Genomic DNA, 24973 nt, shown 5'->3' with positions numbered 1-24973 from the left:
CATGCTAGTCGCTCCGCATGCTCGCCGTCCTGATCCAGACCCTTCCCTTCTTCGCCCTCATCGGCATCGGTTACGGCGCCGGGCGGCGCGGCTTTTTCAGCGCCGAGGCCACGGCGGCCCTCACGAAATTCGTGTTCTACTTCGCGCTCTCGGCGATGCTGCTGAAGTTCTCGTCCAGTCTCGACCTCGCGGCCTTGATCGACCGCGATTTTCTTCTCGCCTACCTCGTCGGTTCGCTGGCCGTCTACCTGCTGGCCACCGCCGTCGCGTTGATGCGCGCGCGCGGGTTGGAGGAGGCCGCCGTGGAGGCGCAATGCGCGGTGATCGGCAATGTCGGCTTCCTCGGCATCCCGATGCTGGTGATGCTGCTCGGCGAAGCGGCGATCGGGCCGGTGATGATGGTGCTGATCGTCGACCTGATCGTGTTCGGCAGCCTGATCGTGATCCTGATCACCGCGCGGCGTGACGGCCGGGTGAGCCCGGCGGTGCTGGGATCGGTCGGCCTCGGCCTCCTGCGCAACCCGATGATCGTTTCGATCGTGGTGGGCCTTGCATGGTCGGCCACCGGCTGGCCGCTGCCCGGCCCGGTGTCGGCCACGCTCGACATTCTCGGAGCCGCCGCCACCCCGGGAGCGCTGTTCGCCATCGGCGCCTCGCTCGCCACAAAGTCGGCCGAACGCGTCCGCGTCGCGGCCTGGCTTTCCTTCGCCAAGCTGGTGCTGCACCCGGCCGCCGTGGCGGTGATGGCGCTGTTCGTGCTGCCGGTGGATCGCTTCGCCGCCGGGGTGATGATCGCCACCGCCGCGCTCCCGGTGGCGGGCAACGTCTACATCCTCGCCCAGCACTACGGCGTTGCGCCGCACCGGGTTTCGGCCTCGATCCTGATCTCGACCGCCATTTCGGTGCTGACGGTGTCGATGGTGATCGCCTGGGTGACGGCATGATCTACGTCGACGCCGATGCCTGCCCGGTCAAGAGCGAGGTGGAAGAGATCGCCACCCGGCACCGGGTGCGCGCGCTGTTTGTCTCGAACGGGGGCTTGCGCCCCTCGCCCAACCCTTTTGTCGAGATGGTCTACGTGCCCGCCGACCCCGACGCCGCCGATATCTGGATCGCCGAGCGGGCCGGGCCAGGCGACGTGGTGGTGACCGCCGACATCCCGCTTGCCGCCCGCGCCATCGAAGTCGGGGCGCGGGCGCTCAAGCCCAACGGCGAGGCCTTCACCGCCGCAAATATCGGCTCGGTGCTCGCCACCCGCGACCTGATGACCGACCTGCGCGCCGCCGATCCGTTTCGCCAAGGCGGCGGCCGCGCCTTCTCGCGCACCGACCGCGCCCGTTTTCGCGACACGCTCGAACGGCTGCTGCGGGCGGCGGCCGCGGGCAGCAAGGACTGAAACTCCTTTCGGCAGACCGGCACCGCCGCGATGTGAAAGCCCGGGCCGCCGCGCCTTGCTCGCCCCGCCCCCACTGGCTACCTTCGGCGAATGTCCGCCGCCGAGCAAGATACGCCCCAGGGCTTCGCCGCGATCCGCAACAACGCCCCACTCCGGCGCCTGCTCATTGCGCAGACGCCGGCCGACCTTGCCGATTGGCTGGATTTCACCGCCCTTGCCGCGCTGCTTGCCTATGCCTGGGAGGTCGAGCCCTTCGTCTTCGCCCTGCTCGCAGTGGCCATGGGCCTGCCCTACATGCTCGTCGGCCCGCTCGCAGGCGTGATCGCCGACCGCCTCCCGCTGCGCGGCGTGATGGTTGGCGCAAATCTCGCCAAGGCCGGGGCCACCGCGATGTTCGCACTGGCGCAGGATTGGCCGCTCCTGCTCGCGCTCGTCTTCCTGCGCGGCGCATTCGATTCCTTCTTCACCCCGGCCCGGCAGGCGGCGATCCAGGCCCTCACCACCCCCCGCGACCGCGCCGCGATGAACGGGCTCAGCCTCGGGCTGAACCAGGCGACGAAGATCGTCGCCCCGGCGCTCGGGGGCGTGCTGCTGGTCGTGCTTGCCCCGGGCGAGGTGTTCCTGCTCAACGCCGGGGTTTCGCTGCTGGCGGCGCTGCTCCTGCTGCGGCTCGCCCCGATCCCGCGGGACGATACCGAAGCTACGACGGGCGGGATGGTCGCCCAGCTGGTGGAGGGCTGGCGCATGGCCATCGGCCGCCCCCGGCTGGTCAACGCCCTCGGATTGATGGCGATCGGCTTCTTCGCCGTGTTCCTCTACGACAGTTTCTTCGCCCCGCTCACCCGCGATTTCGGCTTCAGCGAGGTGCAGCTTGGCCTCATCCTTTCCGCCGTCGGGGCCGGCGGCGTGATCGGCGCGCTGTTCTCGGGGCGCGCCGGCGGCACCCGGCCGTTCCGGCAGGTCGCCCTCGCCATGGCCGCGGCCGGGCTGTTGGTCATCGCCGTGGGCCTCACCGCCGCGCTCGGACTCGGGCTTTCCTTCGCGCTGTTCCTCACCGGCTCCACGCTGGTCGGCTTCACCTCCGCCGCCACGCTGGTGCCGATCCGAACCGTGATCCAGAACGAAACGCCACCGAGCCACATGGCCCGCATGGCGGCTCTCAGCGAAGCGGTGAACACCCTCGCCATTCTCAGCGCCCCCTTCATCGGCGCCGCCATCGCCGAAGCGACCACCCTGGGCTATGCTTTCGTCGCCGGAGGCACCGTGGCGCTCGCCGGGGCCGCCCTCGCCGCATGCGCCGACCGCGCCTAATTCCCTTGCCTCGCTCCGTTACCCTTTGTAGGCAAGGCGTTGGAAACGCGAGGGGGAACCATCATGCCTGAGAGCGACCCGAAATCACTGGTCTCGACCGATTGGCTCGCCCAACATCTCGAAGACCCCGACCTGCGCCTGCTCGACGCCTCCTGGTATCTGCCCAACGCCGACCGGGATCCGAAGGCGGAATACGCCGGCGCACACATCCCCGGCGCGCGGTTCTTCGACATCGACGAGATCGCCGATCTGCGCTCGACGCTGCCGCACATGGTGCCGCCGGTGGAAAAATTCATGAGCCGGATGCGCGCGATAGGCGTGGGCGATGGCCACCAGGTGGTGGTCTATGACAGCGCCGGCATCTTCTCGGCGCCGCGCGTCTGGTGGCTGTTCCACCTGATGGGAAAAACCGATGTCGCCGTGCTCGATGGCGGCCTGCCGAAGTGGCGCGCCGAGGGCCACCCGGTGACCGACGCCCGCCCCCAGATCCGCGACCGTCACATGACGGTAACCCGCCAGAACGACATGGTGAAGGACGTCACGCAGGTCGCCGCCGCCTCGAAGCTCGGAGATTGGCAGATCGTCGACGCCCGCGCCGCCGACCGCTTTCGCGGCGAAGCCCCCGAGCCGCGGCCGGGCCTGCGCATGGGCCATATCCCCGGCTCGAAGAACGTGCCGTGGAACAGCCTGCTGAACGACGATCAGACGATGAAATCCCCCGCCGAACTCAAGGCGGTCTTCGAGGCGGCCGGCGTCGACCTCGACAAGCCGGTGATCTCGAGCTGCGGCTCCGGGGTCAACGCCTGCATCCTCGACCTCGCGCTCACCCGCATCGGCCACGCGCGTCACGCCGTCTACGATGGCGCATGGGCCGAATGGGGCATGTATAACGATCTCAAGATCGCCACCGGGGCCTGATCCCCTCAACCGGAGACTACCGATGTTCGAACACCTCAAGGACCTGCCCGCCGACAAGATCATCGCGCTCATGGCGGAGTATCGTGCCGATCCGCGCGATAACAAGGTCGATCTGGGCGTGGGCGTCTACAAGGACGCCTCCGGCAACACCCCCGTGATGCGGGCAGTGAAAAAGGCCGAGAAACAGCTCTGGGAGGCGGAGACCACCAAGACCTACACCGCGCTCGCGGGCGATCCGGCCTTCGGCCGCGCGCTGTCCGGCCTCGTGCTCGGCGACGCGGTCGAGGAAGACCTGCTCGCCCTCGCCGCCCAACCCGGCGGCACCGGCGCGATCCACCAGGCGCTGGAACTGATCCAGATGGCCACGCCCGAAGCCACCGTCTGGCTCTCGGCCCCGACCTGGCCCAACCACCCCTCGATCATCAGGCATCTCGGCATGAAGATGACCGAGTATCGCTATTTCGACAACGAAACGCGGGCGGTGGATTTCGCCGGGATGATGGAAGATCTCCAGAAGGTGAAGGCGGGCGACGTGGTCTTGCTGCACGGCGCCTGCCACAACCCCACCGGCGCCAACCTCACCCTGCCGCAATGGGACGAGGTCGCCACCCTGCTCGAGACGAAGGCCGCGGTGCCGCTGATCGACATCGCCTACCAGGGCTTCGGCGACGGGCTGGAGGCGGATGCCGCCGGCACCCGCCTGGTCGCGGCGCGCCTGCCCGAAACACTCATCGCGGCGAGCTGCTCGAAGAACTTCGGCCTCTACCGCGAGCGCACCGGCCTGTTGATGGCCGTCGCGCCCAACGCGAAATCGAAAGCCCTCACCCAGGCGACCCTCGCCCACCTCAACCGGCAGAACTTCTCCTTCCCGCCCGACCACGGCGCACGGCTGGTGCAGATGATCCTCGACGATCCCGAGCTGCGCGCCGACTGGGCGGCGGAGCTTGAAGAGGTGCGCACCGGCATGCTCGGCCTGCGCACCAGGCTCGCCGACGCGCTGCGCGCGCGCACCGGCTCGGATCGTTTCGGCTTCATCGCCGAGCACCGTGGCATGTTCTCGCGCCTCGGCGCCACCCCCGAGCAGGTGGCCTACATGCGCGACAAGCACGCGATCTACATGGTCGGCGACAGCCGGATGAATATCGCCGGGCTCAACGAGAACACCATCGACCTCCTCGCCGACGCCATCGTCGACGCGGGCGTCTGAGCCAGCGGACAACCACACGACACCAAGGCGCCGGGCTTCCAAACCCGGCGCCTTTTTTCTTGGGTCGCGAAATACCTCGGGGCGTTTGAGGGGCAGAGCCCCTCATCCGAAAAAACCTGCGCGGCGCAGCCGCACCTTTGGGCAACAAAAAAACCCGGGCGCGAACGCCCGGGCCAGTTGATACGGCTCAGGAAGGAAACTCAGCCGTTGGTAAACTCGGGGTAGGCCTCCATGCCGAGCTCGGCCTTGTCGAGGCCCATCGCCTCGGCCTCCTCCGACACCCGCAGGCCCATGATCATCTTGATCAGGTAGAAGACGATCAGGCTGACCACGAAGACGAAGGCGCCGATGGCCACGATACCCATGATCTGCGCACCCCAGTTGCCGGTGTAGAAAGCAACGGCGAGGGTGCCCCAGATACCGGCGACCAGGTGCACCGGGATGGCGCCGACCACATCGTCGATCTTGAGCTTGTCGAGCAGCGGCACGGCGAAGACCACGATCACGCCACCGACAGCACCGGTCAGGAGCGACGCGAACAGCGAAGGTGCGAGCGGTTCGGCGGTGATCGAAACCAGGCCGGCGAGCGCACCGTTGAGCACCATCGTGAGATCGACCTTCTTGTAGATCACCTGGGTCAGGATCAGCGCGGCAACGGCACCGGAAGCGGCGGCCATGTTGGTGTTGGCGAAGATCCGGCTCACGTCGGCGACATCACCGATCGTGCCCATGGCCAACTGCGAGCCGCCGTTGAAGCCGAACCAGCCGAGCCACAGGATGAAGGTGCCGAGCGTGGCGAGGGCCAGGTTCGAACCGGGCATGGCGTTGACCTTGCCGTCCTTGCCATACTTGCCTTTCCGCGCGCCGAGCACGATGGCACCGGCCAGGGCGGCGAAACCACCCGCGGCGTGCACCAGCGTGGAACCGGCGAAGTCGGAGAACCCGGCTTCAGACAGCCAGCCGCCACCCCACTGCCAGGAGGCTTCGATCGGGTAGATCAAGCCGGTCAGCACGACCACGAAGAACAGGAAGGGCCACAGCTTGACGCGCTCGGCGAGCGTGCCCGAGACGATCGAGGCGGTGGTGGCCGCGAACATCAGCTGGAAGAAGAAGTCCGACCCGGCCGAGGCATAGGTCACATCGACGCCATCGGCGCCAACACCCACGGCCTCGAGCACGGTCGGCGAGAAGAACGGCCCGAGCCAGCCTTCGATCAGCCACTCGCCGGGATACATCAGGTTGAAGCCGATCAGCCAGTACATGATCGCGGCAATGGAGAAGAGGCCGACGTTCTTGGTGAGCTGCATCGTGACGTTCTTGGACCGCACGAGGCCCGCTTCGAGCATCGAGAAGCCCGCGGCCATCCAGAACACGAGGAAGCCGCCGACAAGGAACAGCAGCGTGTTGAGAATGAACTGGGTGTGCGCCGCGGCCTCGCCCGTGGCCATCGCCGCTTCCTCGGCTTCCTGCGCAAGGCCGAGCGCGGGCACAAGTGCCGCGGCGGCCGCGAAGGGAAGGAATGTCTTGATATTCATTGGAGTTGTCCTCTTTGTCTCGGTCCGGCCCGTCTCAGAGCGCGTCGCCGTCGGTTTCGCCAGTCCGCACGCGAAGCGCGCTGTCGACATCCAGGGTGAAGATCTTGCCGTCGCCGATCTTGCCGGTCTGGGCGGTCTTGGCGATGGTCTCGACGACCTGTTCGGCCAGGGTGTCGGCCACGACGATCTCGAGCTTGACCTTGGGCACGAAGTTCACGGCGTATTCCGCCCCGCGGTAGATTTCGGTGTGGCCCGACTGAGTGCCGAAGCCCTTGATTTCCGTCACCATCATGCCGCGCACGCCGATGGTGGTGAGCGCCTCGCGCACCTCCTCCAGCTTGAACGGCTTGATCGCTGCAATGATCAGTTTCACGTTTTTCCCCTTTTGCCAGATGCGAGGTGCCCCCGCGCGAAGTCACGGTGAGAGCCAAGCGCGCCCAGGTGGTGAGCGACAAGCAAACGAGCGGGCGTCGGGGGGGTGAAAACAGGCGGCGTGCCACATTTTCTGCACTTGCAGCAGGCAATGCACAAAATTTGTGCGCCGAAAAAATGAGCAGGTCACCGCAGCCGTGTCTTCGCTCTCGTCTTCATTCGGCCGAGTCGCTATGCTGCGCGGAAAACAGAGCAGGTCGGACCAGCAAGATGGCACAGAAAGGTTCCCGGCGCCCACCGTTGGTGGCGGACAAGCGGTATTCGGGCGGCTCACGGGGCAAGAAACCGCCGCGCGGGACTCCGCGGAAAAGAAAACCCGCGCCCCGTGGGCCGAAGCGGAACCTGCCGTTCTTCCTCGCTTGGCCGCTTGCGCTCATCCGCTGGATCTTCCGCCTCGGCCTGCGCCTCGCGATGGTCGGCGCCCTCGTCGTCGGCCTGATGATCGGGCTTGGTGTTTTCTATTTCACCTCCACCATGCCGCCGCTTTCACAACTCGTCGACGGCAGGGCGCAAGGATCGGTCACGCTGCTCGACCGTCGCGGCGAGGTGTTTGCCTGGCGCGGCGACCAGTTCGGCGGGTTGATCTCCGCCAGCACCGTTTCACCACATCTCAAGAACGCCGTCATCGCCACCGAGGACCGCCGGTTCTACCGCCATATCGGCGTCAGCCCGCGCGGCATCGCCGGGGCGGTGCGCATCAACCTCGCGGCCGGCCGCGGGCCGCTCTCCGGCCACGGTGGCTCGACCCTCACCCAGCAAACCGCCAAGCTCCTCTGCCTTGGCGAACCCTACGATCCGTCCTCGGGCATGACCGAACGCGAATACGAGGCCGACTGCCGCGAATCCTCGCTCTGGCGCAAGATCAAGGAGGCCGTCTACGCCCTCGCGCTGGAGGCGAAGTTTTCCAAGGACGACATCCTCACGATCTACCTCAACCGCGCCTATCTCGGTGCGGGCGCCTATGGTTTCGAGGCCGCGAGCCAACGCTACTTCGGCAAGTCATCGGCTCAGCTCGACGCCGGCGAGGCCGCCATCCTTGCCGGTCTGCTCACCGCGCCCAGCACCTACGCCCCGACCAACAACTTCCAGCGCAGCTGGGACCGCGCGCTCACCGTGCTCCGTCTGATGGAAGAGCAGGGGTATCTCACCGCGCAGGAAGTGGCGCAGGCGCGCGCGACCCCGGCCGAACTGTCAGAGGCGGCCGAGGCCCGGGCTGGCGGCTATTTCGCCGACTGGGTGATGGCGTCGGGCCCCTCCTTCCTGACCCGCGACACCACCGAGGATGTGATCATCCGCACCACCTTCGACCAGGAGATCCAGCGGGCCGCCGAGGCGGCGCTCGCGCAGGTTTTCGAAACCAAGGTCAGCCCTGAATCGCAAGCCCAAGCCGCCATCGTGGTGATGAGCGCCGACGGCGCGGTGCGCGCGATGGTGGGCGGGCGCAAGACCAGGGTCTCGGGCGCGTTCAACCGCGCCACGCAGGCGCTGCGCCAAACCGGCTCGTCGTTCAAACCCTTCGTCTACGGCGCCGCGCTCGATCTCGGCTGGCGCTACGACAGCCTGATCGAAGACGCGCCCTTCTGCATGAACATCGTCGGCTCCGGCGAGTGGTGCCCGGCGAATTACGATCGCAAGACGAGGGGCTGGGTCACCCTCACCGATGCGCTGAGAAATTCGCTCAACATTCCGGCGGTCAAGCTCTCCGAGGCCGTCGGGCGCGAGAACGTGCGCACCGTGGCCGCGATGTTCGGCATCGAAAGCGATCTTGCGCTCGGCCCCGCGCTCGCACTGGGCGCCTCGGAATCGACGCTGCTGGAAATGTCCGGCGCCTACGCCGGCATCCTCAACGGCGGCTCCTCGGTCACGCCCTATGGCCTAGTCGAGTTGCGCCTGCTCGGCGACAACGCACCATTAATGGAACAGGCCGGCGGCATCGGCGAACGGGTGATCACCCCGCAGGCGGCGCAGGCCCTCACCTACATGATGCATCGGGCGATCGAGGATGGCTCGGGCCGCCGCGCCAAGCTTTCCGACCGGGAAGCGGCCGGCAAGACCGGCACCACCAGCGCCGCCCGCGATGCCTGGTTTCTCGGCTTCACCGCCGATTACGTCGCCGGCGTCTGGATGGGCTATGATGACAACTCCCCGCTCACCGGCGTGACTGGCGGCGGTTTGCCCGCCGAAATCTGGCGCGAGACGATGGCGCGGGTTCATGCCGATCTGCCGCCACGCCCGCTGCCGATGATCCGCCCCGAAGCGCCCCCCACGGCGGAAACCGGCGTTCCCCAACCCGGAACGTCACGTGGAACCGCGCGGCCCCGCGCGGGCGACGACAGCCTGATGGGGGTGCTGCGCTCGATCCTCGGCATCGACGGCTGAGATCATAACCGAATCTTGGCAATTGTGGCGCACCCTGCAGGCGCGGGCGGCGTCGCCCGCGTTTGAACCGCCGGGGCGCCATGAGATTTTCCGAGCCGATAGGGGGAAAAGCCGAACTGCACGCCATCCTGCGCGAACGCCGGGGCGCGCTCTGGGCGGCGGGCCTGTTTTCCGTCCTCGTCAACCTGCTGATGCTGACCGGCCCCTTGTTCATGCTCCAGGTCTACGATCGCGTTCTGGGCTCGCGCTCGGAAGAAACACTGGTGGCGCTGTTTCTGCTGATGGCCTTCCTGTTCCTGATGATGGGGGTTCTCGACTATGCGCGGGGCCGGGTGCTCGCCCGCGTCGGCGCCGGTTTTCGCGCCAGGCTCGACCGGCGGGTGTTTTCCGCCATGCTCCGCCACGAGGCCTCCCAGCGGGGCCGTGCCTGCCGGGGCAACAACACGCTGCGCGATCTCGAAGCGGTGCAACGCCTGTTCGCCGCCCCGGTCATCACCGCGTTCTTCGACATTCCCTGGACCCCGGTTTTCCTCGCCGGCATCCTGATTTTCCACCCCTGGCTCGGGGCGCTCGCCCTCGTTGGCGGGGCGATCCTGATTGCTCTCGCCGCGCTCAACCAGGGGCTCACCTCCGGCCTCGCCTTCGCCGCCGACCGGGCCGCGGCACGCGCGGATCACCTCGCCGAAGACCTGCGCGCAAATGCCGAGATGGTGGGCGCCCTCGGCATGTCGGGCGCCGTGTTCGAAAGGTGGCGCCGCGCGCAGGACGCTGCCCTCGACAACGCCATAAGGGCGTCCGACCGCGCCGGGCAGTTCGGATCGATCTCGAAGTCGTTCCGGATGTTCCTGCAATCGGCCATGCTCGGGCTCGGTGCGCTCCTCGTCCTGAGGGGAGAGCTCAGCGCGGGCGCGATGATCGCGGCATCCATCCTTCTCGGCCGGGCGCTTGCCCCGGTTGAAACGGCGATCGGCCACTGGCCCGCGGTGCAGCGCGCGCGGCATGGCTGGCGGGCCCTGGTCGAGCTTCTCGGCAAACAGGCACCGCGCGCGGCCCGGCTGGCCCTGCCCAGACCGGCGGCGCGCCTCGTTGCCCACCAGCTCAGCGTGGCCCCCGCAGGGCGGTCCGATCCGGCGCTTGCACGGATCTCGTTCGAGCTTGAACCCGGCCGCGCACTTGGCGTGATCGGGCCATCGGGGGCGGGAAAATCATCGCTTGCGCGCGCCATCACCGGCGCCTGGCCGCCTCGGAGCGGCGCGATCAGGCTCGATGGCGCGTCGCTCGACCAGTATGCGCCCGAGGCACTCGGCCGGCATATCGGTTACCTGCCCCAGCAGGTGAAGCTGTTTGACGGCACAATCGCGGAAAACATCGCCGGGCTCGCGATCTCGCCCGATCCCGATGCCGTGGTCATGGCGGCAAGGCAGGCGGCGGCGCATGATCTGATCCTCGCCCTGCCGGATGGCTACGACACCCTCATCGAAACCGGCGCCAACCGCCTCTCGGGTGGCCAGGTTCAGCGCATCGCGCTCGCCCGCGCCCTTTTTGGCGAGCCCGTCATCCTCGTGCTCGATGAGCCCAATGCCAACCTCGACAACGACGGAACGATCGCCCTCAACCGCGCCATCCGCACCGTCAAGGCGCGGGGCGGTGCCGTCGTCATCATGGCGCACCGGCCCGCCGCGATCACCGAGTGCGAGCTTCTCATGGTGCTGGAGGAAGGCCGCATGCGCGCTTTCGGCCCGCGCGACGAGGTGCTCGCGCGCATGGTTCAGAACCTGCATGAAATCCAGCCCACACTGCGCGCGGGACAGGCCGGCGGCGTGGCGTGATGGCAGAACAGGACAGCACCCGCACCTGGTCGGCGCGCGGCGCCCTCGTGCTTGGCCTGCTCGCATCGCTCCTGCTCGTCGGCGGGGCCGGCGGCTGGGCGATCACCGCGCGGATCGCAGGGGCCGTCGTCGCCACCGGCACCCTGCAAACGGAACAGAACCGCCAGGTCATCCAGCACGCCGAGGGTGGCGCGGTCAGCGAAATCCTCGTGCGGGAGGGCGATTTTGTGAAGGCTGGGCAAGTCATCGCCCGGCTCGATCCCTCCACGCTCACCCGCGAGCTTGCCATCATCGACAACCGGATCTTCGAACTGAGCGCGCGGCGCGGTCGCCTCGAGGCCGAGCGCGACGGGCTCACCGATCTCACCTACCGCGACGGAATTCTGAACGAAGCGCGGCACCGGCCAACATCCAGCGAGATGCTGCAAAGCAACCTGCGGCTCTTCGCCCAGCGCCGCGAGGCCGAGGCGGCATCCATCGCGCGGCTCGGAAAGCGGAAGACCCAGATCACGAGCCAGATCGCCGGCCTTGAGCACCAGCTTGCCGCCAGCCGAACCCAGGCCGCGCTCATTGCCGAGGAAATCGAGATCCAGACGGCCCTGAAGGAAAAAGGCCTCGCGACGACGGCCCCCGGCCTCGCCCTGCAGCGCGAGGCCGCGCGGCTCGACGGGCTGCAGGGAGAACTCCGCGCCGAAATCGCCCGCAACGCCGAAAGGATCGGCGAGCTTGAAATCGAGATGCTCACGCTCCGGGCCACCCGGCGCGAGGACGCCATCGCGCGCCTGACCGCCCAGGAAGGCGATGAACTCGAGTTGGCGGAACGTCGCCGGGAGATCCTCGATCGGCTCGACCGGCTCGATCTGCGCGCGCCCTTGTCCGGCGTGGTGCATGGGCTGGAGGTATTCGGTCCGGGCGCCGTGATCCGGGCGGCGCAGCCGATCCTCCATATCGTTCCCGAGGATGCACCGCGCGTGATCGCCGCCCACATCGAACCGGTCCACGTTGACGAGGTTTTCCCGGGCCAGGAGGTGTCGCTACACTTTCCCACGCTCGACCTGCAACACCTGCCCGCGATTCGCGGCGAGGTGCTTTCGGTTTCGCCCGACGCCTTCAGCGATGAGCGCAGCGGACGAAGGTTCTACCTGGTCAGGATCGGCGTTCGCGACGATGAAGTGGCAAACCTGCCCAGGGGCACGGCGCTGATCCCCGGCATCCCCGTCGACGCCTACATCCAGACCGGCGCGCGAAGCCCGTGGGCCTACCTCGTCAAACCGCTCGCGGACTATTTCCGAAAGGCGATGCGCGAGGGCTGAACGAAGCGTCTGGCTGCAAATGGCATGTTTCCGCGCCCGTCATTCCGCACTAGTCTGTGGCTGATGACAGGAGAGCGCGAATGACCAACCCGACAGCCGCCATGCTTGTGATCGGCGACGAGATCCTTTCCGGCCGAACGCGCGATTCGAACCTTCACTTCCTTGCCGGCCAGCTCACGGCGCATGGCATCGACCTCAAGGAAGCTCGCGTCGTATCGGACGACACCGCCGCCATCGTCAGCGCCATTCGCGCGCTGTCAGCCAGCTACGACCAGGTGTTCACCTCCGGTGGCATCGGCCCGACGCACGACGACATCACCGCCGATGCCGTGGCACAGGCCTTCGAGGTGGGGATCGATGTCCGCGACGACGCCAAGGCGATCCTGCTGGCGTTTCTCGACGCGCGCGGCGCCGAACTCACGCAAGCCCGTCTGCGGATGGCGCGCATTCCCGACGGCGCCACCCTGATCGACAACCCGATTTCGGCGGCGCCCGGGTTCACCATCGGCAACGTGCATGTCTGCGCCGGGGTGCCGAAGATTTTCGAAGCCATGGTGACCAGTGTCCTGGCCACCATCACCCACGGCGCGCCGCTGCTGTCCCAAACCCTGCGGGTGGAACGCCCCGAAGGCGACATTGCCACGCCGCTGGCCGGCCTCGCCGCCCGCTACCCGATGCTGTCGATCGGTTCCTACCCGTTCAATCGCGATGGCGTTTTCGGCGCGAACATCGTTGTGCGCGGGCACGATGGCGCAGCGGTGAGCGAGGCGATGATGGAATTGGCCGCGCTGTTCCCGGAGACCACAAAATGAACCGACCGCTCCACCTGCCCGATGCCACCAAACTCTCCGAAGTCTGCGAAGTCACCTGGCCGCCAGCCAGCCGCCAGCACCTTGGCGCATGGACGATCCGCGACGGACAGGGCGCGGGCAACCGCGTGTCGGCCGCCACCGAAGACTGGCCGGTGACGGAGGCCGACCTGCCCGCCGCCGAAGCCGCCATGCGCGCGCTGGGCCAACCTCCCCTGTTCCAGATCCGCGAAGGCGAGGAAAAGCTCGACGCCCTGCTCGAAGCCCATGGTTACATCCTGCGCGATCCGGTGAACCTCTGGGCGGTGTCGGTCGCCGATCTGCTGAAGGAACCGATCCCCCGCGCCGCGGCCTACACCATGTGGCCGCCGCTCGAACTGGTGCGCGAGATCTGGCAGGACGGCGGCATCGGCGCGGCGCGGCAGGCGGTGATGGAGCGGGCAACCTGCCCGAAAGCGGCCATCCTGGCGCGGATGGGCGACTATCCGGGTGGCGCGGCCTATGTCGGATTGCACGACGGTATCGCCATGGTGCATGCGATCCACGTTCTCCCCGCGCAACGCCGCAAGGGCGCCGGGGGGCTGTTGCTCCGGGCGGCGGCAAAATGGGCCGAGGGCCACGGCGCCGAGATTCTCGGCCTGATCGTCACGCAAGGCAACCACGCCGCCAATCCGCTCTATGCCTCGCTGGGGATGACCCGTGTGGGCAACTACCATTACCGGATCCACCCGCACGCCGTCTGATGCATGCCATCCCCGGGCGCGTGGCGAGCGGGGGCGCGGCGCGATGTGGGCTTTCACCAATGCGGTATTTGGGTTAATGCGGTCCGTAACTAGCCCTTTTCCATCGTGGACCGCGCGGCTCCGCCGCCAAGCCGAGAACAGACGCCGCCCGCACGCACAGGCCACATGATCCGAACCGCCCATCTTTTCGCCGCTTTGATCGTGGCATTGCCGCTCGGGGCTGGCGCGGCGGAATTGTCCTTGCCCGCCGGTGCCACGCTGCGCGCCGAAACGGTCGAAGCCGCCGGCCGCTACGCGCTGCCGATCGGGCCCTGGCGCGAGGATGGCGGGGTTGAAACGCAAGACATCTCCGGTGCGATCACGCGCCAGGCCTGGCGGATCGGCGGCACCGCGCTCACCAGCTACGAATTGCTGCTCGAATTGCGGCGCCAGATCATTGCTGACGGCTACGACATCCGATTTGAATGCAGCACCCAATCCTGCGGCGGGTTTGATTTCCGCTACGGTATCGAGGTGATCGGCGCGCCGGAAATGCACGTCGATCTCGGCGATTTTCACTTTCTCGCGGCAACCCGGCCCGGCGACGCGCCCGATCACGTGAGCCTGCTCGTCAGCCGCTCGCCGTCGGCCGGTTTCGTCCAGATCGTGCAGGTCGGCGCGCTCGCGGCCCGCCCCGCCGAACCCATGGCGACGACGAAGGCGGAGCCCGGTGCCGCGCTGCCGGCCCAGGCCCTTACCGAGATCGGCCCGGCGATGGAAGGGATCGGCCGGTTCGTGCTCGCCGATCTCGTCTTCGATACCGGCTCGGCGGAACTCGGGCCGGGACAGTTCAGCTCGCTGGAAGATCTCGCGGACTACCTGAAGGCCAATCCGCGCAAACGCGTGGCGCTCGTTGGCCATACCGATGCGGAGGGCTCGCTTGCGGGCAATCTCTCGCTGTCGAAGCGGCGCGCCACCTCTGTCATGACGCGCCTTGTCGATGAATTCGGCGTCGATGCCGGCCAGCTGGAGGCCGAGGGCGTGGGCTATCTCGCGCCGATCGCCTCGAACCAGACCGACGACGGGCGCACCATCAACCGGCGGGTAGAGGCGATCCTCATTTCCACCGACTAGTCATGGCGAGGGCGACATGACCGCAGACAGAGATGCGCAGGCGGCGGTGATCGCCTTTCTCGAAGACCCCGATACGCACGGGATCGGTGAAGCCGTCGAGGTGATCACCACCCATTCCGCCCATGTCTTTCTGGCCGGCGACCGCGCCTACAAGATCAAGCGCGCGGTGAAATACAATTACCTCGATTTCAGCACCCTCGAAACCAGGCGCAGGATCATCGAACGCGAGCTCGAGCTGAACGCGCCCGGTGCACCGATGATCTACGACCGGGTGGTGGCGATCACCCGCGACAGCACCGGCGCGCTCGCCTTCGACGGAACCGGCGAGGCGGTGGAATACGCGCTGGCGATGCAGCGTTTCGCCCGCGAGGACGAGCTTGACCGCATCGCCGAGGCCGGCGGCCTTTCTTTCGAGATCGCGGAAAAGCTCGGCGTTGCGGTGGCCGAGCTTCACGCCAGCGCGCCACGCCGCGAGGCCGATGGCGCCGCCCTGATCGGCGAGATCCTCGATGAACTGGCCGAGGCGTTTTCAGATATGGAGGAGGTTCTGGGCGCCGCGCGGCTCGCATCCTTCCTCGACAGCGTGCGCAGCGTCTTCGACGCCACCGCGCCGTTGCTCAGGGCTCGGGCCGAAGGCGGGTTCGTGCGCCGCTGCCACGGCGATCTGCACCTCAAGAACATCGTGATGATCGACGACCACCCGGTGCTTTTCGACGCGCTCGAATTCGACGAGCGCCTCGGCATCACCGATGTTTTCTACGATTTCGCCTTCCTGGTGATGGACCTGCTGCACCGCGGCCTGCCACGGCAGGCCAACGCGGCGCTCAACCGGTTCCTCGCCCGCTCCGGCGATATTGGCGGCCTCGCCACCTTGCCCCTCTTCCTCTCGGTGCGGGCCGCGATCCGCGCCATGGTCGCGGTTCAGACGATGGCCGACCGCGCCCCCGACGGGCTCGCCCGCGAGGCGCGCACCTATCTGGACGCAGCGATCGCCTTTCTCGCGCCGCCCCCGGCCCGGCTTGTGGCGATTGGCGGCCTCTCGGGCACCGGCAAGACGACGATCGCCGCGCACCTGGCCTTCCGCCTCGGCCCTGCCCCCGGCGCGCTGCACCTGCGCAGCGATCTCGAGCGCAAGGCGATGTTCGGGGTCGACCCGCTGGAGCCGCTCCCGCCCGAAGCCTACAGCGCCGAGGTGAACCGCGAGGTCTACCAGCGGATGATCGAAAAGGCCGGGACTGCGCTTGCGGCCGGGCATGCGGCCATCCTCGACGCCACCTTCCTCGACCCGGAGCAGCGCGTGGCCGCCGAGCGGCTTGCAAGGGCACGCAGCGTGCGGTTTGACGGGCTCTGGCTCGACGCCGAGGCGGCCACGCTGGAAGCCCGGGTCGCCGCGCGGCGCAACGATGCGTCCGATGCCGACCTGGCCGTGCTGCGCCGCCAGCTCGCCCGCGGGTTCGATGCAGGCGACTGGGCCGGGATCGACGCGGGCGGCACGCCCGAAGAGGTCACGGCCCGAGCCGCCAAGGCGCTTGGCCTCGACTGAAAAAAGCGCCGGTGCGACTGCCATCGCCCGGCGCTTCAGTTTTGCCCGTTGTAGATCAGGCTGGGAAACCTCTGGCGCCCCGGGGGCTCACCATCTGTCGGGGCCCTTCTCGGCGAAGGCGTTCACGAGGAAGTCGATGAAGGCGCGCACCTTAGGCTGGGTGAAGCGTCCCGGCGGGTAAACCGCGTAGATGCCCTGCTGGTCGATCGGCAGATCGGGGATCGCGTCTTCGACGAGGCCGTTCTCCATGGCATCGGCGTAGAGGAAACTGGGCAGATAGGCGATGCCAAGCCCCGCGATCGCGGCGTTGAGCAGCGATTGACCATCGTTGACCGAAAGCCACCCCGCCGTGCGCACCTGCCGGACTTCACCAGAGGGGGCGGGGATCTTCCAGACGTTGCCCGAGGCCTGGCTGGAATAATGCAGGAGCTTGTGCTCGTTCAGATCGTCGATCCGCATCGGGCGGCCGAATTTCTGGAAATATCCCGGGCTGCCAACCATCCGCCGCGTGGTCTCGGCGATCTTTCGGGCACGCAGCGAGCTGTCTTCCAGTTCGCCCACGCGGATCGCCATGTCGAACCCTTCCGAAATCAGTTCGACGTAGCGGTTGTTGAGCACCATGTTCACCGTGATATCGGGGAACTCCTGCAGGAACTCGCCCAGCACCGGAGAGAGATGGTTAACGCCGAAATCGGTGGCGACCGAGATCCGCAGAAGACCGGAGGGCGCCGATTGCATCGAGGTGACCAGCGCGTCGGCCTCGCCGGCGTCGTTCAGCACGCGGCGGGCGCGGTCGTAATAGGCGAGGCCGATCTCCGTCGGGCTCACCCGGCGCGTGGTCCGGTTGAGAAGACGCGCCCCGAGACGAGCTTCCAGGGACGAGACGTGTTTTGATACGGCGGATTTGGAAATCCCCATTTTCTTGGCCGCGTCGGTGAAACCGCCCTGATCAACCACCGTGGCAAATGCTTCCATCTCAGTCAGTCGGTCCATCGTAAATCTTTCTACAGTCATCGCCCCAACAAGGAATTGTATCGGGGGCAATTCGGGCAAGACTGTGGAGCGAAGGCGACGATTGCGCGGTAATTCACCGAATTGGTTATGGGTGGGAAACGTGCCGGGAGCCGCTCAGAGCGTCGCCGCGAGCCGCACGCCCTGGTCGATGGCGCGCTTGGCGTCGAGCTCGGCCGCCACGTCGGCACCGCCGATCACGTGCACCGGCACGCCCGCCTCGGCCAGCGCGTCGGCAAGGCCGCGCGCGCTTTCCTGCCCCGCGCAGATCACCACCGTGTCGGCCTCGACAAGTCGCGGCCCTTCGGCAGTGGCCACGTGCAGCCCGGCGCCGTCTATCCGCTGGTAGTCGACACCGCCCAGCGTCTCGACCCCCCTGGCGCGCAGGCTGGCGCGGTGGATCCAACCGGTGGTCTTGCCAAGGCCCTTGCCGAGCGCCCCGGCCTTGCGCTGCAGCAGGGTCACCTTGCGCGGGCTGGTAGCCGGGTGCGACGTGGTCAGGCCGCCGCGCGTTTGGGCCGGGTCGCCCACGCCCCACTCCTCTTTCCACAGGTCGAGGTTTTCCGTCGGGCTCTCGCCCGTGTGGGTCAGAAATTCCGCCACGTCGAAGCCGATGCCACCCGCGCCGACGATCGCCACGCGATTGCCAACCGCCGCGCCGGTGAGCACGTCGACGTAGGACAACACCCGCGCGCCGGGCTCTGCCGGGATGCCCGGATCACGCGGGATAACCCCGGTGGCCACGATCACCGCGTCGTAGTTGGCCACGTCGGCAAGGCCCGCTTCCACGCCCAGCCGCGTCTCGACGCCGCGCCGCGCCACCATCGTTTCGAACCAGTCGATCAGCCCCTGGAATTCCTCCTTGCCGGGAATGGTCGCGGCCAGGTGCAACTGCCCGCCCACGCGTCCCGCCTTGTCGAACAGGGTGACGTGGTGACCGCGCTCCGCCGCGGTGATCGCCGCCGCGAGCCCGGCGGGGCCGGCGCCGACAACGGCGATATGCCTGGCGGTTTGCGCCGGGTCGAGCACGATCTCGGTTTCATGAGCGGCACGGGGGTTCACCAGGCAGGTCGAGATCTTGCCTGCGAAAGTGTGATCGAGGCAGGCCTGGTTGCAGGCGATGCAGGGGGCGATCTCGTCGGCCCGCCCGGTCTGCGCCTTGGCGACGAAATCAGGATCGGCGAGGAAGGGCCGCGCCAATGAGACCATGTCGGCCGCACCGCCCGCGAGCAGCTCCTCGGCCACCTGTGGGCTGTTGATCCGGTTCGAAGTGATCAGCGGCACGCCCACCTTGCCCATCAGCTTCTTCGTCACCCAGGCGAAGGCCGCCCGCGGCACGCTGGTGGCGATGGTGGGCACGCGGGCCTCGTGCCAGCCGATCCCGGTGTTGAGAATGGTCGCCCCGGCCGCCTCCACTGCCTTGGCCAGTTGCAACACCTCGTCGGAGGTCGAGCCCTCGGGCACGAGGTCGATCATCGAAAGGCGATAGATCAGGATGAAATCCTCGCCCACCGCCTCGCGCACCCGCCGCACAACCTCGACGGGCAGGCGCATGCGGTTTTCGTAAGACCCGCCCCAGCGATCCTCGCGCTGGTTGGTTCTGGTGACGAGGAACTGGTTGAGGAAATAGCCCTCGCTCCCCATCACCTCGACGCCGTTATAGCCCGCCTCGCGCGCGAGCCGCGCAGCATTGGCGAAATCGGCGATCTGTTTCTCGATGCCTTCCTCGTCGAGCGCGCGCGGCACAAAGGGCGAGATCGGTGACTTGATCGCCGAAGCCGAGACGCAATCCTTGCCGTAGGCGTAGCGCCCGGCATGGAGAATCTGCATCGCGATCCGGCCACCCTCGGCGTGCACGCGCCCGGTCACGATCCGGTGGTTTGCCACGTCCTGCGCCGTCATCATCGCCGAGGCACCGGGGAACACCGCACCCTCGGGGTTCGGCGCGATCCCGCCGGTGACGATGAGGCCCGCACCGCCCCGCGCCCGCGCGCCGTAATAGGCCGCGACCCGCTCCCAATCGCCGCGCTCTTCCAGCCCGGTGTGCATCGAGCCCATCAGAACGCGGTTTGGCAGGGTCGTGAACCCCAGGTCGAGCGGGGCGAGCAGGTGTGGGTATTCGGTCATGGCGTTCTCCCTTGGCCGCAGCCTAGCGGCGCGCGCGCGGCCACGTCACCCGCGACGCCACGTCAGCCCCGGCCGGCCTACATCGTCGCGACGCAGTGGCGGCGGAAGGCCCTCTTGAGCATGTCGAGTTCAGCGCGCAGAAGCTCCATCTCGGCACGGAAATCCTCGTCGAGCGGCTGGCCGGTGACGATGGTGAAGGCCGCAAGCCGGGTATCGGTGGATTTGTCGGTGATCAGGAAGGTCTGCACCCCCTCCGACAGCAGCTCCACCGGGATCGGAACCCGCACCAGGAACTGGCTGGGCGTCTCCGGATCTTCGCGCACGGTGGCCCCGTCAACCGGCTTGGCGAGATGCGTCACCTCGAGATCGGGCAGGGTTTCCGCGCCGGTGAGCACCCCTTCCCAAACCCCGGCCTGGATGCGCGTCTTGGTCAGTTCGATATCCGGCATCGTGTTCTCCTAAAGCTCGGCGCGGGGACGGCGACTGAAGGTCACATCGCGCAGGATGACCTGGTTCATCCGCACGCCCTCGAAGATCAGGTCGACCCAGGCCGCCTCCACGCGCTTCTCGTTGAGCTTGGTATAGGCGAGATCGAATTCCACCATGACCTCGCTCTCGCCAAGCGGCAGTTCACGCACCAGTTGCTCGGTGTTCGGCCCGTGGCGCACGTTGAGCCGGGCGAAAATCTCGAGATTGTTTTCGGATTCGACCACCGTGGTCATCCGCACGAGGTGCTTGCGCTTGAGCCCCTCCAGCGCACCTTTCGGCAGTTCGATCACGAGCGAGAGGAAGGAACCGTCGAAGTTGAACACGTCCATCTTCAGCCCGTAAGGCGCAAGGTCGGCCTCGCGCGTGTTACGCACCTGTCGCACCGTCAGCTCCGACATGCGGCAATCGTGGAACAGGGTGACATCGTCGCCAAAGGTCGTTTTCGTTTCCGCCGCCGCCACCCCGGGCGGCGAGATCGGCCCGCGCCAGAGCGGCGGCCGCCAGGCCCAGTCGGAATGGAGCGGCTTCTGGATCGCTTTGGACCCGATCAACGGAAGCGTCAGCCGGCTGTCAGCGACGTGTATCACCCGGTCGAGCAACGCGCGCATCTCCAGCGCCCGCAAACGGACCTGGCGCAGATCGCTCAGCCGCATCCGCGCGGCATGCCGCGCGATCCGCTCCCAGCGCCGCATCATGCGCCGCTGCAGCAGGCGGGCGGAAAAACCGAAAGTGCCATTTGCCATGGGTAGGGAATCGCCTTGGAGCCAGGATTGTTGCCATACTTAAAACAAAAGGTTTCTTTAGAGCAAACGATTGAAAAACGCCGCCAATCCGCCGCCGCCGCCGACCGCTGTGCGCTCCGAAGGCGCCCTGTTGGCGCGCCGGATCGCCTCGGCGAAGTCTCGGGCGAGTTTCGTGCCCGCGGTCTCGTCGAGCGGCGCGGCGCGAAAGCCCGCGACAGTGACGGTGACGAGCTGGCCGGCAAGGGAGAACACGCCGCGCCAGTAGTCGCCCGCCATGTCGCCCGCGCGCGCGCCATCGCGGGCATGGACGAGCACCAGATTGTCGTCCCGCGAGAGTTCGAGCACCACGACCTCTTCAGCATCCTCGCTGCGCGCCAGGGTCGACCGGCCTTCATCGGTCGCAAAGAACGCCGCCAACCGATCCAGCCCCGCGTCATCGAGCGGCGTTTCGGCCGCGGCCACCGAGGCGGTGAGCACGGCCGGTATTCTCGGCTTGGCATCGCGGTTGTTGCCCGAGATCGCGGCGCAACTGCCCAGCATCACGAAAGCTCCGGCAGCGGTTTCCCGCATCGCGGCTTCGTCGATGCAGAACCCCCTTGGCCCTGAAATGGTGAAGGATTTCGACATGACCTGCACGCTCGGGGTGCCGCGCGCCGTGCTTTGGGTGGACGCCCCGCGCACGCCATCGGAACAGCCCGCCAGCATCACCGTGAACCCCAAGGCAACCCGCAATCCAACGCCAGCCACGCCTGCTCTCCCCCTTTGTCATGCGTTGGTCTAGGAGTAAGTCAGCACCCGGTGTGGCGCAACCCGCTGGACGGCGCCGGCCCGCGGCGGCAATCTGGAACCGGCGCAACCCATGAGGCACCACGATGACCCAGCCCCCGTTCTGGCAACCGGCCCTGCCCCGGGTTCAACTCTGGCGCACGGCGCTTGGGTTTGTGATCGTCATGGCGATCTGGCTCGCGGCCTCCTTCGTGCTTGTCCTCGGCGGCGCATGGCTGCTCGGCCAGCCGCCCGGCCTCGTCGCCCAGGGCAACACCTGGGCCGCGGCAGCGGTGTTTTTCGCCGGGTTCCTCGGGTTTCATCTCGGTCTCGCGCTGGTGCTGCCCTTGCTGCATCGGCGGGGCTACACAAGCCTGTTCGGCCCCACCCGGCGGCTGAACCTCCGGCACATGGCACTCGGCGCGGGGGTGATGCTGGGGCTCGCTACCGTGCTCTACGCGCTGATGGGGCTCGAGCATCTCCTGCTGCCGGAAGGCGCCGCGCCGAAGTTGCGTCAGGTCGCACCGCTTTGGCCGTGGCTGGCAGGGCTCCTGCCCGCGCTGGCGCTGATCTTCGTGCAGGTCTTCGCCGAGGAAGCCTTGTTTCGCGGCTACCTGCTGCAGCAGTTGCGGGCCCGGTTCCGCTCGGCGCTGGTCTGGGGCGTTGCGCCCTCACTCGTCTTTGGGCTGCTGCATTTCCAGCCCGGGGTATACGGCATGGCCAACGCACTGGCCTATGTGCTCAACGCTACCGTGATGGGCACGCTCGCCGCCTTCATCACCCTGCGCACCGGCAATCTCGGCGCGGCGGTGGGGCTGCACTTCGGCAACAACGCGGCCCTCGCCCTGATCGGCATTTCCGGCTCGCTCGAAGGCTTCTCGCTGTTCGTGGCGGAGGTGCCGCTGGCCTCGGGCTACATGACCTATTCGATCCTGACCCAGACGCTCGTCACCGCGCTCGTTTTTCTCGCCTGGTGGCGCTGGATGAACCGCCATCGCCCGATTGCAAATACCGGCCCCTCGGCTTAGGTAGGGCCAGTCAGTCCGAGGAAGTCTTATGAACTGGATCTCCAACTACGTCCGGCCCCGGATCAATTCGCTGTTTTCGCGCCGCGAGGTGCCCGAAAACCTCTGGATCAAGTGTCCCGAGTGCGGCCAGATGCTGTTCCACCGCGAGCTCGAGCAGAACCTTCACGTCTGCACCGCCTGCGACCATCACATGGCCATCACCCCGCGCGACCGTTTCCAGGCGTTGTTCGATGGTGGCATTTTTGTCGAGGTCGAGGTGCCGACACCGGTGACCGATCCGCTGCACTTCAAGGACCAGAAGCGCTACCCCGACCGGCTCAAGGCCGCGCAGAAATCCACCGGCGAAAAGGAAGCCATGCTGGTGGCCGAGGGTGAGATCGGGCGGACCCCGATCGTGGCCGCGGCGCAGGATTTCTCGTTCATGGGCGGCTCGATGGGCATGTACGTGGGCAACGCGATCATCGCCGCGGCCGAACGCGCCGTGGCGCTCCGCCGTCCGTTCGTGCTGTTTTCCGCCGCCGGCGGCGCACGGATGCAGGAGGGAATCCTCAGCCTGATGCAGATGCCGCGCACCACCGTCGCCGTCGACATGGTGAAGGAAGCGGGCCTGCCTTACATCGTGGTGCTCACCCATCCCACCACCGGCGGCGTCACGGCTTCCTATGCGATGCTGGGCGACGTTCAGATCGCCGAGCCTAACGCGCTGATCTGCTTTGCCGGCCCGCGCGTGATCGAGCAGACCATCCGCGAAAAACTGCCCGAGGGCTTCCAGCGCGCCGAATACCTGCTCGACCACGGGATGCTCGACCGGGTGAGCCACCGCAAGGACCTCAAGGACGAATTGGTGACGATCCTGCGGATGCTGCTCAAGCAGAGCCCCGCCGTGCGCGGCGACCTCCCGGCGCCGGAAACGACATTGCCCGCGCCGGCGAAAGAGCCGTCGACCAAAGAGGCGAAAAAAGAGTGAGTCGGCCCGATTCCGACGTCATCCTCGACCGGATGATGTCGCTTCACCCCAAGGTGATCGACCTCACGCTCGACCGGGTCTGGCGGCTGCTCGAGGCCGTCGGCCACCCCGAGCGGCGCCTGCCACCTGTTGTGCATATCGCGGGCACCAACGGCAAGGGCTCGACGCTGGCGATGATCCGCGCCGGGATCGAGGGCGGGGGGCTTACCGCCCACGCCTATACCTCGCCGCACCTCGCGCGCTTTCACGAGCGCATCCGCCTTGCCGGCAATCTGATTTCGGAAGACCACCTCGCGCAGGTGCTCGACCGCTGCGAGACCGCGAACGGTGGCGAGAGCATCACCTATTTCGAGATCACCACGGTGGCGGCCCTGCTCGCCTTCGCCGAAACGCCCGCCGACTACACCCTGCTCGAAGTCGGGCTTGGCGGGCGGCTCGACGCGACCAACGTGATCAAAAAGCCGGCGATCACCGTGATCACCCCGGTCTCGATCGACCATACCCAGTTTCTGGGCGACACGATCGAGAAGATCGCCTTCGAGAAGGCGGGCATCATCAAGCCGGGCGTGCCGGTGGTGGTGGGACCGCAGCAGGAGGCGGCCCTCGAGGTGATTGAACGGCAGGCCGCCCGGTTGGGCGCGCCGGTGCTCGCCCATGGCCAGCATTGGCAGGTGTGGGAAGAGCGCGGGCGGCTGGTGTTTCAGGACGAATCCGGGCTGGTCGACCTGCCGCGCCCCGCGCTGATCGGCGACCACCAGGTGCAAAACGCCGGTGCCGCGTTGGCGGCGCTGCGCGCGCTGGGCTTCGAGGAGGCCGCCTGCGAAGCGGCCATGCGCGATGCAACCTGGCCCGCGCGGATGCAGCGGCTGCGCAGCGGGCCCCTCGTCGTAGCGGCAGGCGCGGCCGAGCTCTGGCTCGACGGCGGGCACAACCCGGCGGCCGGTGAAATGCTCGCGCGGGTGCTCGAAACCATGCCGCCGCGCCCCACGCATCTGGTTTGCGGCATGCTCAACACCAAGGACGTGGCCGGGTTCATGCGCCCCCTCGCCGGGCAGGCTGTGAGCCTCACCGCGGTCTCGATCCCCGGCGAAGCCGCCACGCTCTCCGCCGAGGAGACCGCCCGCATCGCCACCGACACCGGACATCACAGCCGAACGGCCGCCGATCTTGGCCAGGCCATTGCGGCGATTACGGCCGAGGAACCGAACGCGCGCATCCTGATTTGCGGCTCGCTCTACCTCGCCGGCCGCGTGCTGCGCGAGAACGGCTGAGGCGGCCTTGCGCGGTTTTTCGCGCGTTCAGATTTGTGATCACG

General features: G+C 67.5%; 22 protein-coding genes. 15 read left to right on the top strand and 7 right to left on the bottom strand.

The features are described 5' to 3' along the window. The first annotated feature begins 17 nt into the window (after window positions 1-17). The 5 genes from IEW01_RS10820 (at window position 18) to IEW01_RS10800 (ending at window position 4832) form a co-directional block, all read left to right on the top strand. Complete coding sequence (locus IEW01_RS10820; RefSeq protein WP_188527646.1) at window positions 18-944, top strand: AEC family transporter; 927 nt, start codon at window positions 18-20, stop codon at window positions 942-944. Further along, window positions 941-1396, top strand: a complete 456-nt coding sequence (locus IEW01_RS10815; RefSeq protein ID WP_188527645.1) for a YaiI/YqxD family protein — start codon at window positions 941-943, stop codon at window positions 1394-1396. The genes IEW01_RS10820 and IEW01_RS10815 overlap by 4 nt, the downstream gene beginning before the upstream one ends. A gap of 90 nt (window positions 1397-1486) precedes the next feature. Then, on the top strand, window positions 1487-2707 hold the full coding sequence (locus IEW01_RS10810; protein ID WP_188527644.1) for an MFS transporter: 1221 nt from the start codon (window positions 1487-1489) through the stop codon (window positions 2705-2707). 63 nt (window positions 2708-2770) lie between these two features. Next, window positions 2771-3625: a 3-mercaptopyruvate sulfurtransferase gene (gene sseA / locus IEW01_RS10805; protein WP_188527643.1), complete on the top strand. Its 855-nt coding sequence runs from the start codon at window positions 2771-2773 to the stop codon at window positions 3623-3625. Between the two features lie 22 nt (window positions 3626-3647). Then, window positions 3648-4832 carry an amino acid aminotransferase gene (locus IEW01_RS10800; protein ID WP_188527642.1) on the top strand — a complete coding sequence of 395 codons (1185 nt, stop codon included), beginning with the start codon at window positions 3648-3650 and terminating at the stop codon, window positions 4830-4832. Window positions 4833-5032: 200 nt separating this feature from the next. On the opposite strand, the gene IEW01_RS10795 is transcribed toward IEW01_RS10800, so the two are convergent. Beyond that, complete coding sequence (locus tag IEW01_RS10795; protein WP_188527641.1) at window positions 5033-6367, bottom strand: ammonium transporter; 1335 nt, start codon at window positions 6365-6367, stop codon at window positions 5033-5035. A gap of 34 nt (window positions 6368-6401) precedes the next feature. After that, window positions 6402-6740, bottom strand: a complete 339-nt coding sequence (locus IEW01_RS10790) for a P-II family nitrogen regulator (protein ID WP_085528127.1) — start codon at window positions 6738-6740, stop codon at window positions 6402-6404. Window positions 6741-7009: 269 nt separating this feature from the next. On the opposite strand from IEW01_RS10790, the gene IEW01_RS10785 reads away from it, so the two are divergent. The 7 genes from IEW01_RS10785 to IEW01_RS10755 all read left to right on the top strand — a co-directional run bounded on the left by IEW01_RS10785 (window position 7010) and on the right by IEW01_RS10755 (window position 16528). Beyond that, window positions 7010-9178, top strand: coding sequence for a transglycosylase domain-containing protein (locus IEW01_RS10785; RefSeq protein ID WP_188527640.1), 2169 nt, complete (start codon window positions 7010-7012; stop codon window positions 9176-9178). An 80-nt stretch (window positions 9179-9258) separates the two neighbouring features. Continuing rightward, window positions 9259-11007, top strand: coding sequence for a type I secretion system permease/ATPase (locus IEW01_RS10780; protein WP_188527639.1), 1749 nt, complete (start codon window positions 9259-9261; stop codon window positions 11005-11007). Beyond that, window positions 11007-12320 carry an HlyD family type I secretion periplasmic adaptor subunit gene (locus IEW01_RS10775; RefSeq protein WP_188527638.1) on the top strand — a complete coding sequence of 438 codons (1314 nt, stop codon included), beginning with the start codon at window positions 11007-11009 and terminating at the stop codon, window positions 12318-12320. Before IEW01_RS10780 ends, IEW01_RS10775 begins: the two co-directional genes overlap by 1 nt. An 80-nt stretch (window positions 12321-12400) precedes the next feature. Continuing rightward, window positions 12401-13132 carry a competence/damage-inducible protein A gene (locus IEW01_RS10770; RefSeq protein WP_188527637.1) on the top strand — a complete coding sequence of 244 codons (732 nt, stop codon included), beginning with the start codon at window positions 12401-12403 and terminating at the stop codon, window positions 13130-13132. Continuing rightward, window positions 13129-13872 (top strand): GNAT family N-acetyltransferase, encoded by a 744-nt coding sequence (locus IEW01_RS10765; RefSeq protein WP_188527636.1) that lies wholly within the window; start codon window positions 13129-13131, stop codon window positions 13870-13872. The genes IEW01_RS10770 and IEW01_RS10765 overlap by 4 nt, the downstream gene beginning before the upstream one ends. A 165-nt stretch (window positions 13873-14037) precedes the next feature. After that, complete coding sequence (locus tag IEW01_RS10760) at window positions 14038-14985, top strand: OmpA family protein (protein ID WP_188527635.1); 948 nt, start codon at window positions 14038-14040, stop codon at window positions 14983-14985. A 16-nt stretch (window positions 14986-15001) separates the two neighbouring features. After that, complete coding sequence (locus IEW01_RS10755; protein ID WP_188527634.1) at window positions 15002-16528, top strand: bifunctional aminoglycoside phosphotransferase/ATP-binding protein; 1527 nt, start codon at window positions 15002-15004, stop codon at window positions 16526-16528. Window positions 16529-16615: 87 nt separating this feature from the next. On the opposite strand, the gene IEW01_RS10750 is transcribed toward IEW01_RS10755, so the two are convergent. From IEW01_RS10750 to IEW01_RS10730, 5 genes are all read right to left on the bottom strand, one after another. Next, entirely contained in the window at window positions 16616-17521 is a 906-nt protein-coding gene (locus IEW01_RS10750; protein WP_188527633.1) for a LysR family transcriptional regulator, read from the bottom strand. Window positions 17522-17656: 135 nt separating this feature from the next. Beyond that, entirely contained in the window at window positions 17657-19666 is a 2010-nt protein-coding gene (locus tag IEW01_RS10745; RefSeq protein ID WP_188527632.1) for an NADPH-dependent 2,4-dienoyl-CoA reductase, read from the bottom strand. A gap of 77 nt (window positions 19667-19743) precedes the next feature. Further along, the gene (locus IEW01_RS10740; protein WP_188527631.1) at window positions 19744-20115 is read right to left on the bottom strand and encodes a hypothetical protein; all 372 of its coding nucleotides are present in this window, start codon (window positions 20113-20115) and stop codon (window positions 19744-19746) included. A gap of 9 nt (window positions 20116-20124) precedes the next feature. Continuing rightward, the gene (locus tag IEW01_RS10735) at window positions 20125-20898 is read right to left on the bottom strand and encodes a DUF6478 family protein (protein WP_188527630.1); all 774 of its coding nucleotides are present in this window, start codon (window positions 20896-20898) and stop codon (window positions 20125-20127) included. A 57-nt stretch (window positions 20899-20955) separates the two neighbouring features. Continuing rightward, window positions 20956-21645, bottom strand: a complete 690-nt coding sequence (locus IEW01_RS10730) for a hypothetical protein (RefSeq protein ID WP_188527629.1) — start codon at window positions 21643-21645, stop codon at window positions 20956-20958. Between the two features lie 125 nt (window positions 21646-21770). Here IEW01_RS10730 and IEW01_RS10725 point away from each other — a divergent pair, with 125 nt between their 5' ends. Genes IEW01_RS10725 through IEW01_RS10715 form a run of 3 tightly spaced genes read left to right on the top strand, consistent with a single transcriptional unit; the run spans window position 21771 to window position 24929 of the window. Next, complete coding sequence (locus tag IEW01_RS10725) at window positions 21771-22691, top strand: CPBP family intramembrane glutamic endopeptidase (RefSeq protein WP_188527628.1); 921 nt, start codon at window positions 21771-21773, stop codon at window positions 22689-22691. A 28-nt stretch (window positions 22692-22719) separates the two neighbouring features. Beyond that, complete coding sequence (gene accD, locus IEW01_RS10720; RefSeq protein ID WP_188527627.1) at window positions 22720-23658, top strand: acetyl-CoA carboxylase, carboxyltransferase subunit beta; 939 nt, start codon at window positions 22720-22722, stop codon at window positions 23656-23658. Window positions 23659-23690: 32 nt separating this feature from the next. After that, window positions 23691-24929 (top strand): bifunctional folylpolyglutamate synthase/dihydrofolate synthase, encoded by a 1239-nt coding sequence (locus IEW01_RS10715; RefSeq protein WP_188527959.1) that lies wholly within the window; start codon window positions 23691-23693, stop codon window positions 24927-24929. The last annotated feature ends 44 nt before the right edge of the window (window positions 24930-24973 follow it).

The organism is Sinisalibacter lacisalsi (assembly GCF_014640115.1).
Lineage (GTDB): Bacteria > Pseudomonadota > Alphaproteobacteria > Rhodobacterales > Rhodobacteraceae > Sinisalibacter > Sinisalibacter lacisalsi.
The sequence above is the reverse complement of the archived record's forward strand: the minus strand, read 5'-3'. Positions and strand labels throughout refer to the sequence as shown.

What these genes read in the sequence shown, in the direction of transcription:
- IEW01_RS10820 (WP_188527646.1), top strand. Translation starts at nt 18, where the DNA reads ATGCTCGCCGTCCTGATCCAGACCCTTCCCTTCTTCGCCCTCATCGGC.
- IEW01_RS10815 (WP_188527645.1), top strand. Translation starts at nt 941, where the DNA reads ATGATCTACGTCGACGCCGATGCCTGCCCGGTCAAGAGCGAGGTGGAA.
- IEW01_RS10810 (WP_188527644.1), top strand. Translation starts at nt 1,487, where the DNA reads ATGTCCGCCGCCGAGCAAGATACGCCCCAGGGCTTCGCCGCGATCCGC.
- sseA (WP_188527643.1), top strand. Translation starts at nt 2,771, where the DNA reads ATGCCTGAGAGCGACCCGAAATCACTGGTCTCGACCGATTGGCTCGCC.
- IEW01_RS10800 (WP_188527642.1), top strand. Translation starts at nt 3,648, where the DNA reads ATGTTCGAACACCTCAAGGACCTGCCCGCCGACAAGATCATCGCGCTC.
- IEW01_RS10795 (WP_188527641.1), bottom strand. Translation starts at nt 6,367, where the DNA reads ATGAATATCAAGACATTCCTTCCCTTCGCGGCCGCCGCGGCACTTGTG.
- IEW01_RS10785 (WP_188527640.1), top strand. Translation starts at nt 7,010, where the DNA reads ATGGCACAGAAAGGTTCCCGGCGCCCACCGTTGGTGGCGGACAAGCGG.
- IEW01_RS10780 (WP_188527639.1), top strand. Translation starts at nt 9,259, where the DNA reads ATGAGATTTTCCGAGCCGATAGGGGGAAAAGCCGAACTGCACGCCATC.
- IEW01_RS10775 (WP_188527638.1), top strand. Translation starts at nt 11,007, where the DNA reads ATGGCAGAACAGGACAGCACCCGCACCTGGTCGGCGCGCGGCGCCCTC.
- IEW01_RS10770 (WP_188527637.1), top strand. Translation starts at nt 12,401, where the DNA reads ATGACCAACCCGACAGCCGCCATGCTTGTGATCGGCGACGAGATCCTT.
- IEW01_RS10765 (WP_188527636.1), top strand. Translation starts at nt 13,129, where the DNA reads ATGAACCGACCGCTCCACCTGCCCGATGCCACCAAACTCTCCGAAGTC.
- IEW01_RS10760 (WP_188527635.1), top strand. Translation starts at nt 14,038, where the DNA reads ATGATCCGAACCGCCCATCTTTTCGCCGCTTTGATCGTGGCATTGCCG.
- IEW01_RS10755 (WP_188527634.1), top strand. Translation starts at nt 15,002, where the DNA reads ATGACCGCAGACAGAGATGCGCAGGCGGCGGTGATCGCCTTTCTCGAA.
- IEW01_RS10750 (WP_188527633.1), bottom strand. Translation starts at nt 17,521, where the DNA reads ATGGACCGACTGACTGAGATGGAAGCATTTGCCACGGTGGTTGATCAG.
- IEW01_RS10745 (WP_188527632.1), bottom strand. Translation starts at nt 19,666, where the DNA reads ATGACCGAATACCCACACCTGCTCGCCCCGCTCGACCTGGGGTTCACG.
- IEW01_RS10740 (WP_188527631.1), bottom strand. Translation starts at nt 20,115, where the DNA reads ATGCCGGATATCGAACTGACCAAGACGCGCATCCAGGCCGGGGTTTGG.
- IEW01_RS10735 (WP_188527630.1), bottom strand. Translation starts at nt 20,898, where the DNA reads ATGGCAAATGGCACTTTCGGTTTTTCCGCCCGCCTGCTGCAGCGGCGC.
- IEW01_RS10725 (WP_188527628.1), top strand. Translation starts at nt 21,771, where the DNA reads ATGACCCAGCCCCCGTTCTGGCAACCGGCCCTGCCCCGGGTTCAACTC.
- accD (WP_188527627.1), top strand. Translation starts at nt 22,720, where the DNA reads ATGAACTGGATCTCCAACTACGTCCGGCCCCGGATCAATTCGCTGTTT.
- IEW01_RS10715 (WP_188527959.1), top strand. Translation starts at nt 23,691, where the DNA reads ATGATGTCGCTTCACCCCAAGGTGATCGACCTCACGCTCGACCGGGTC.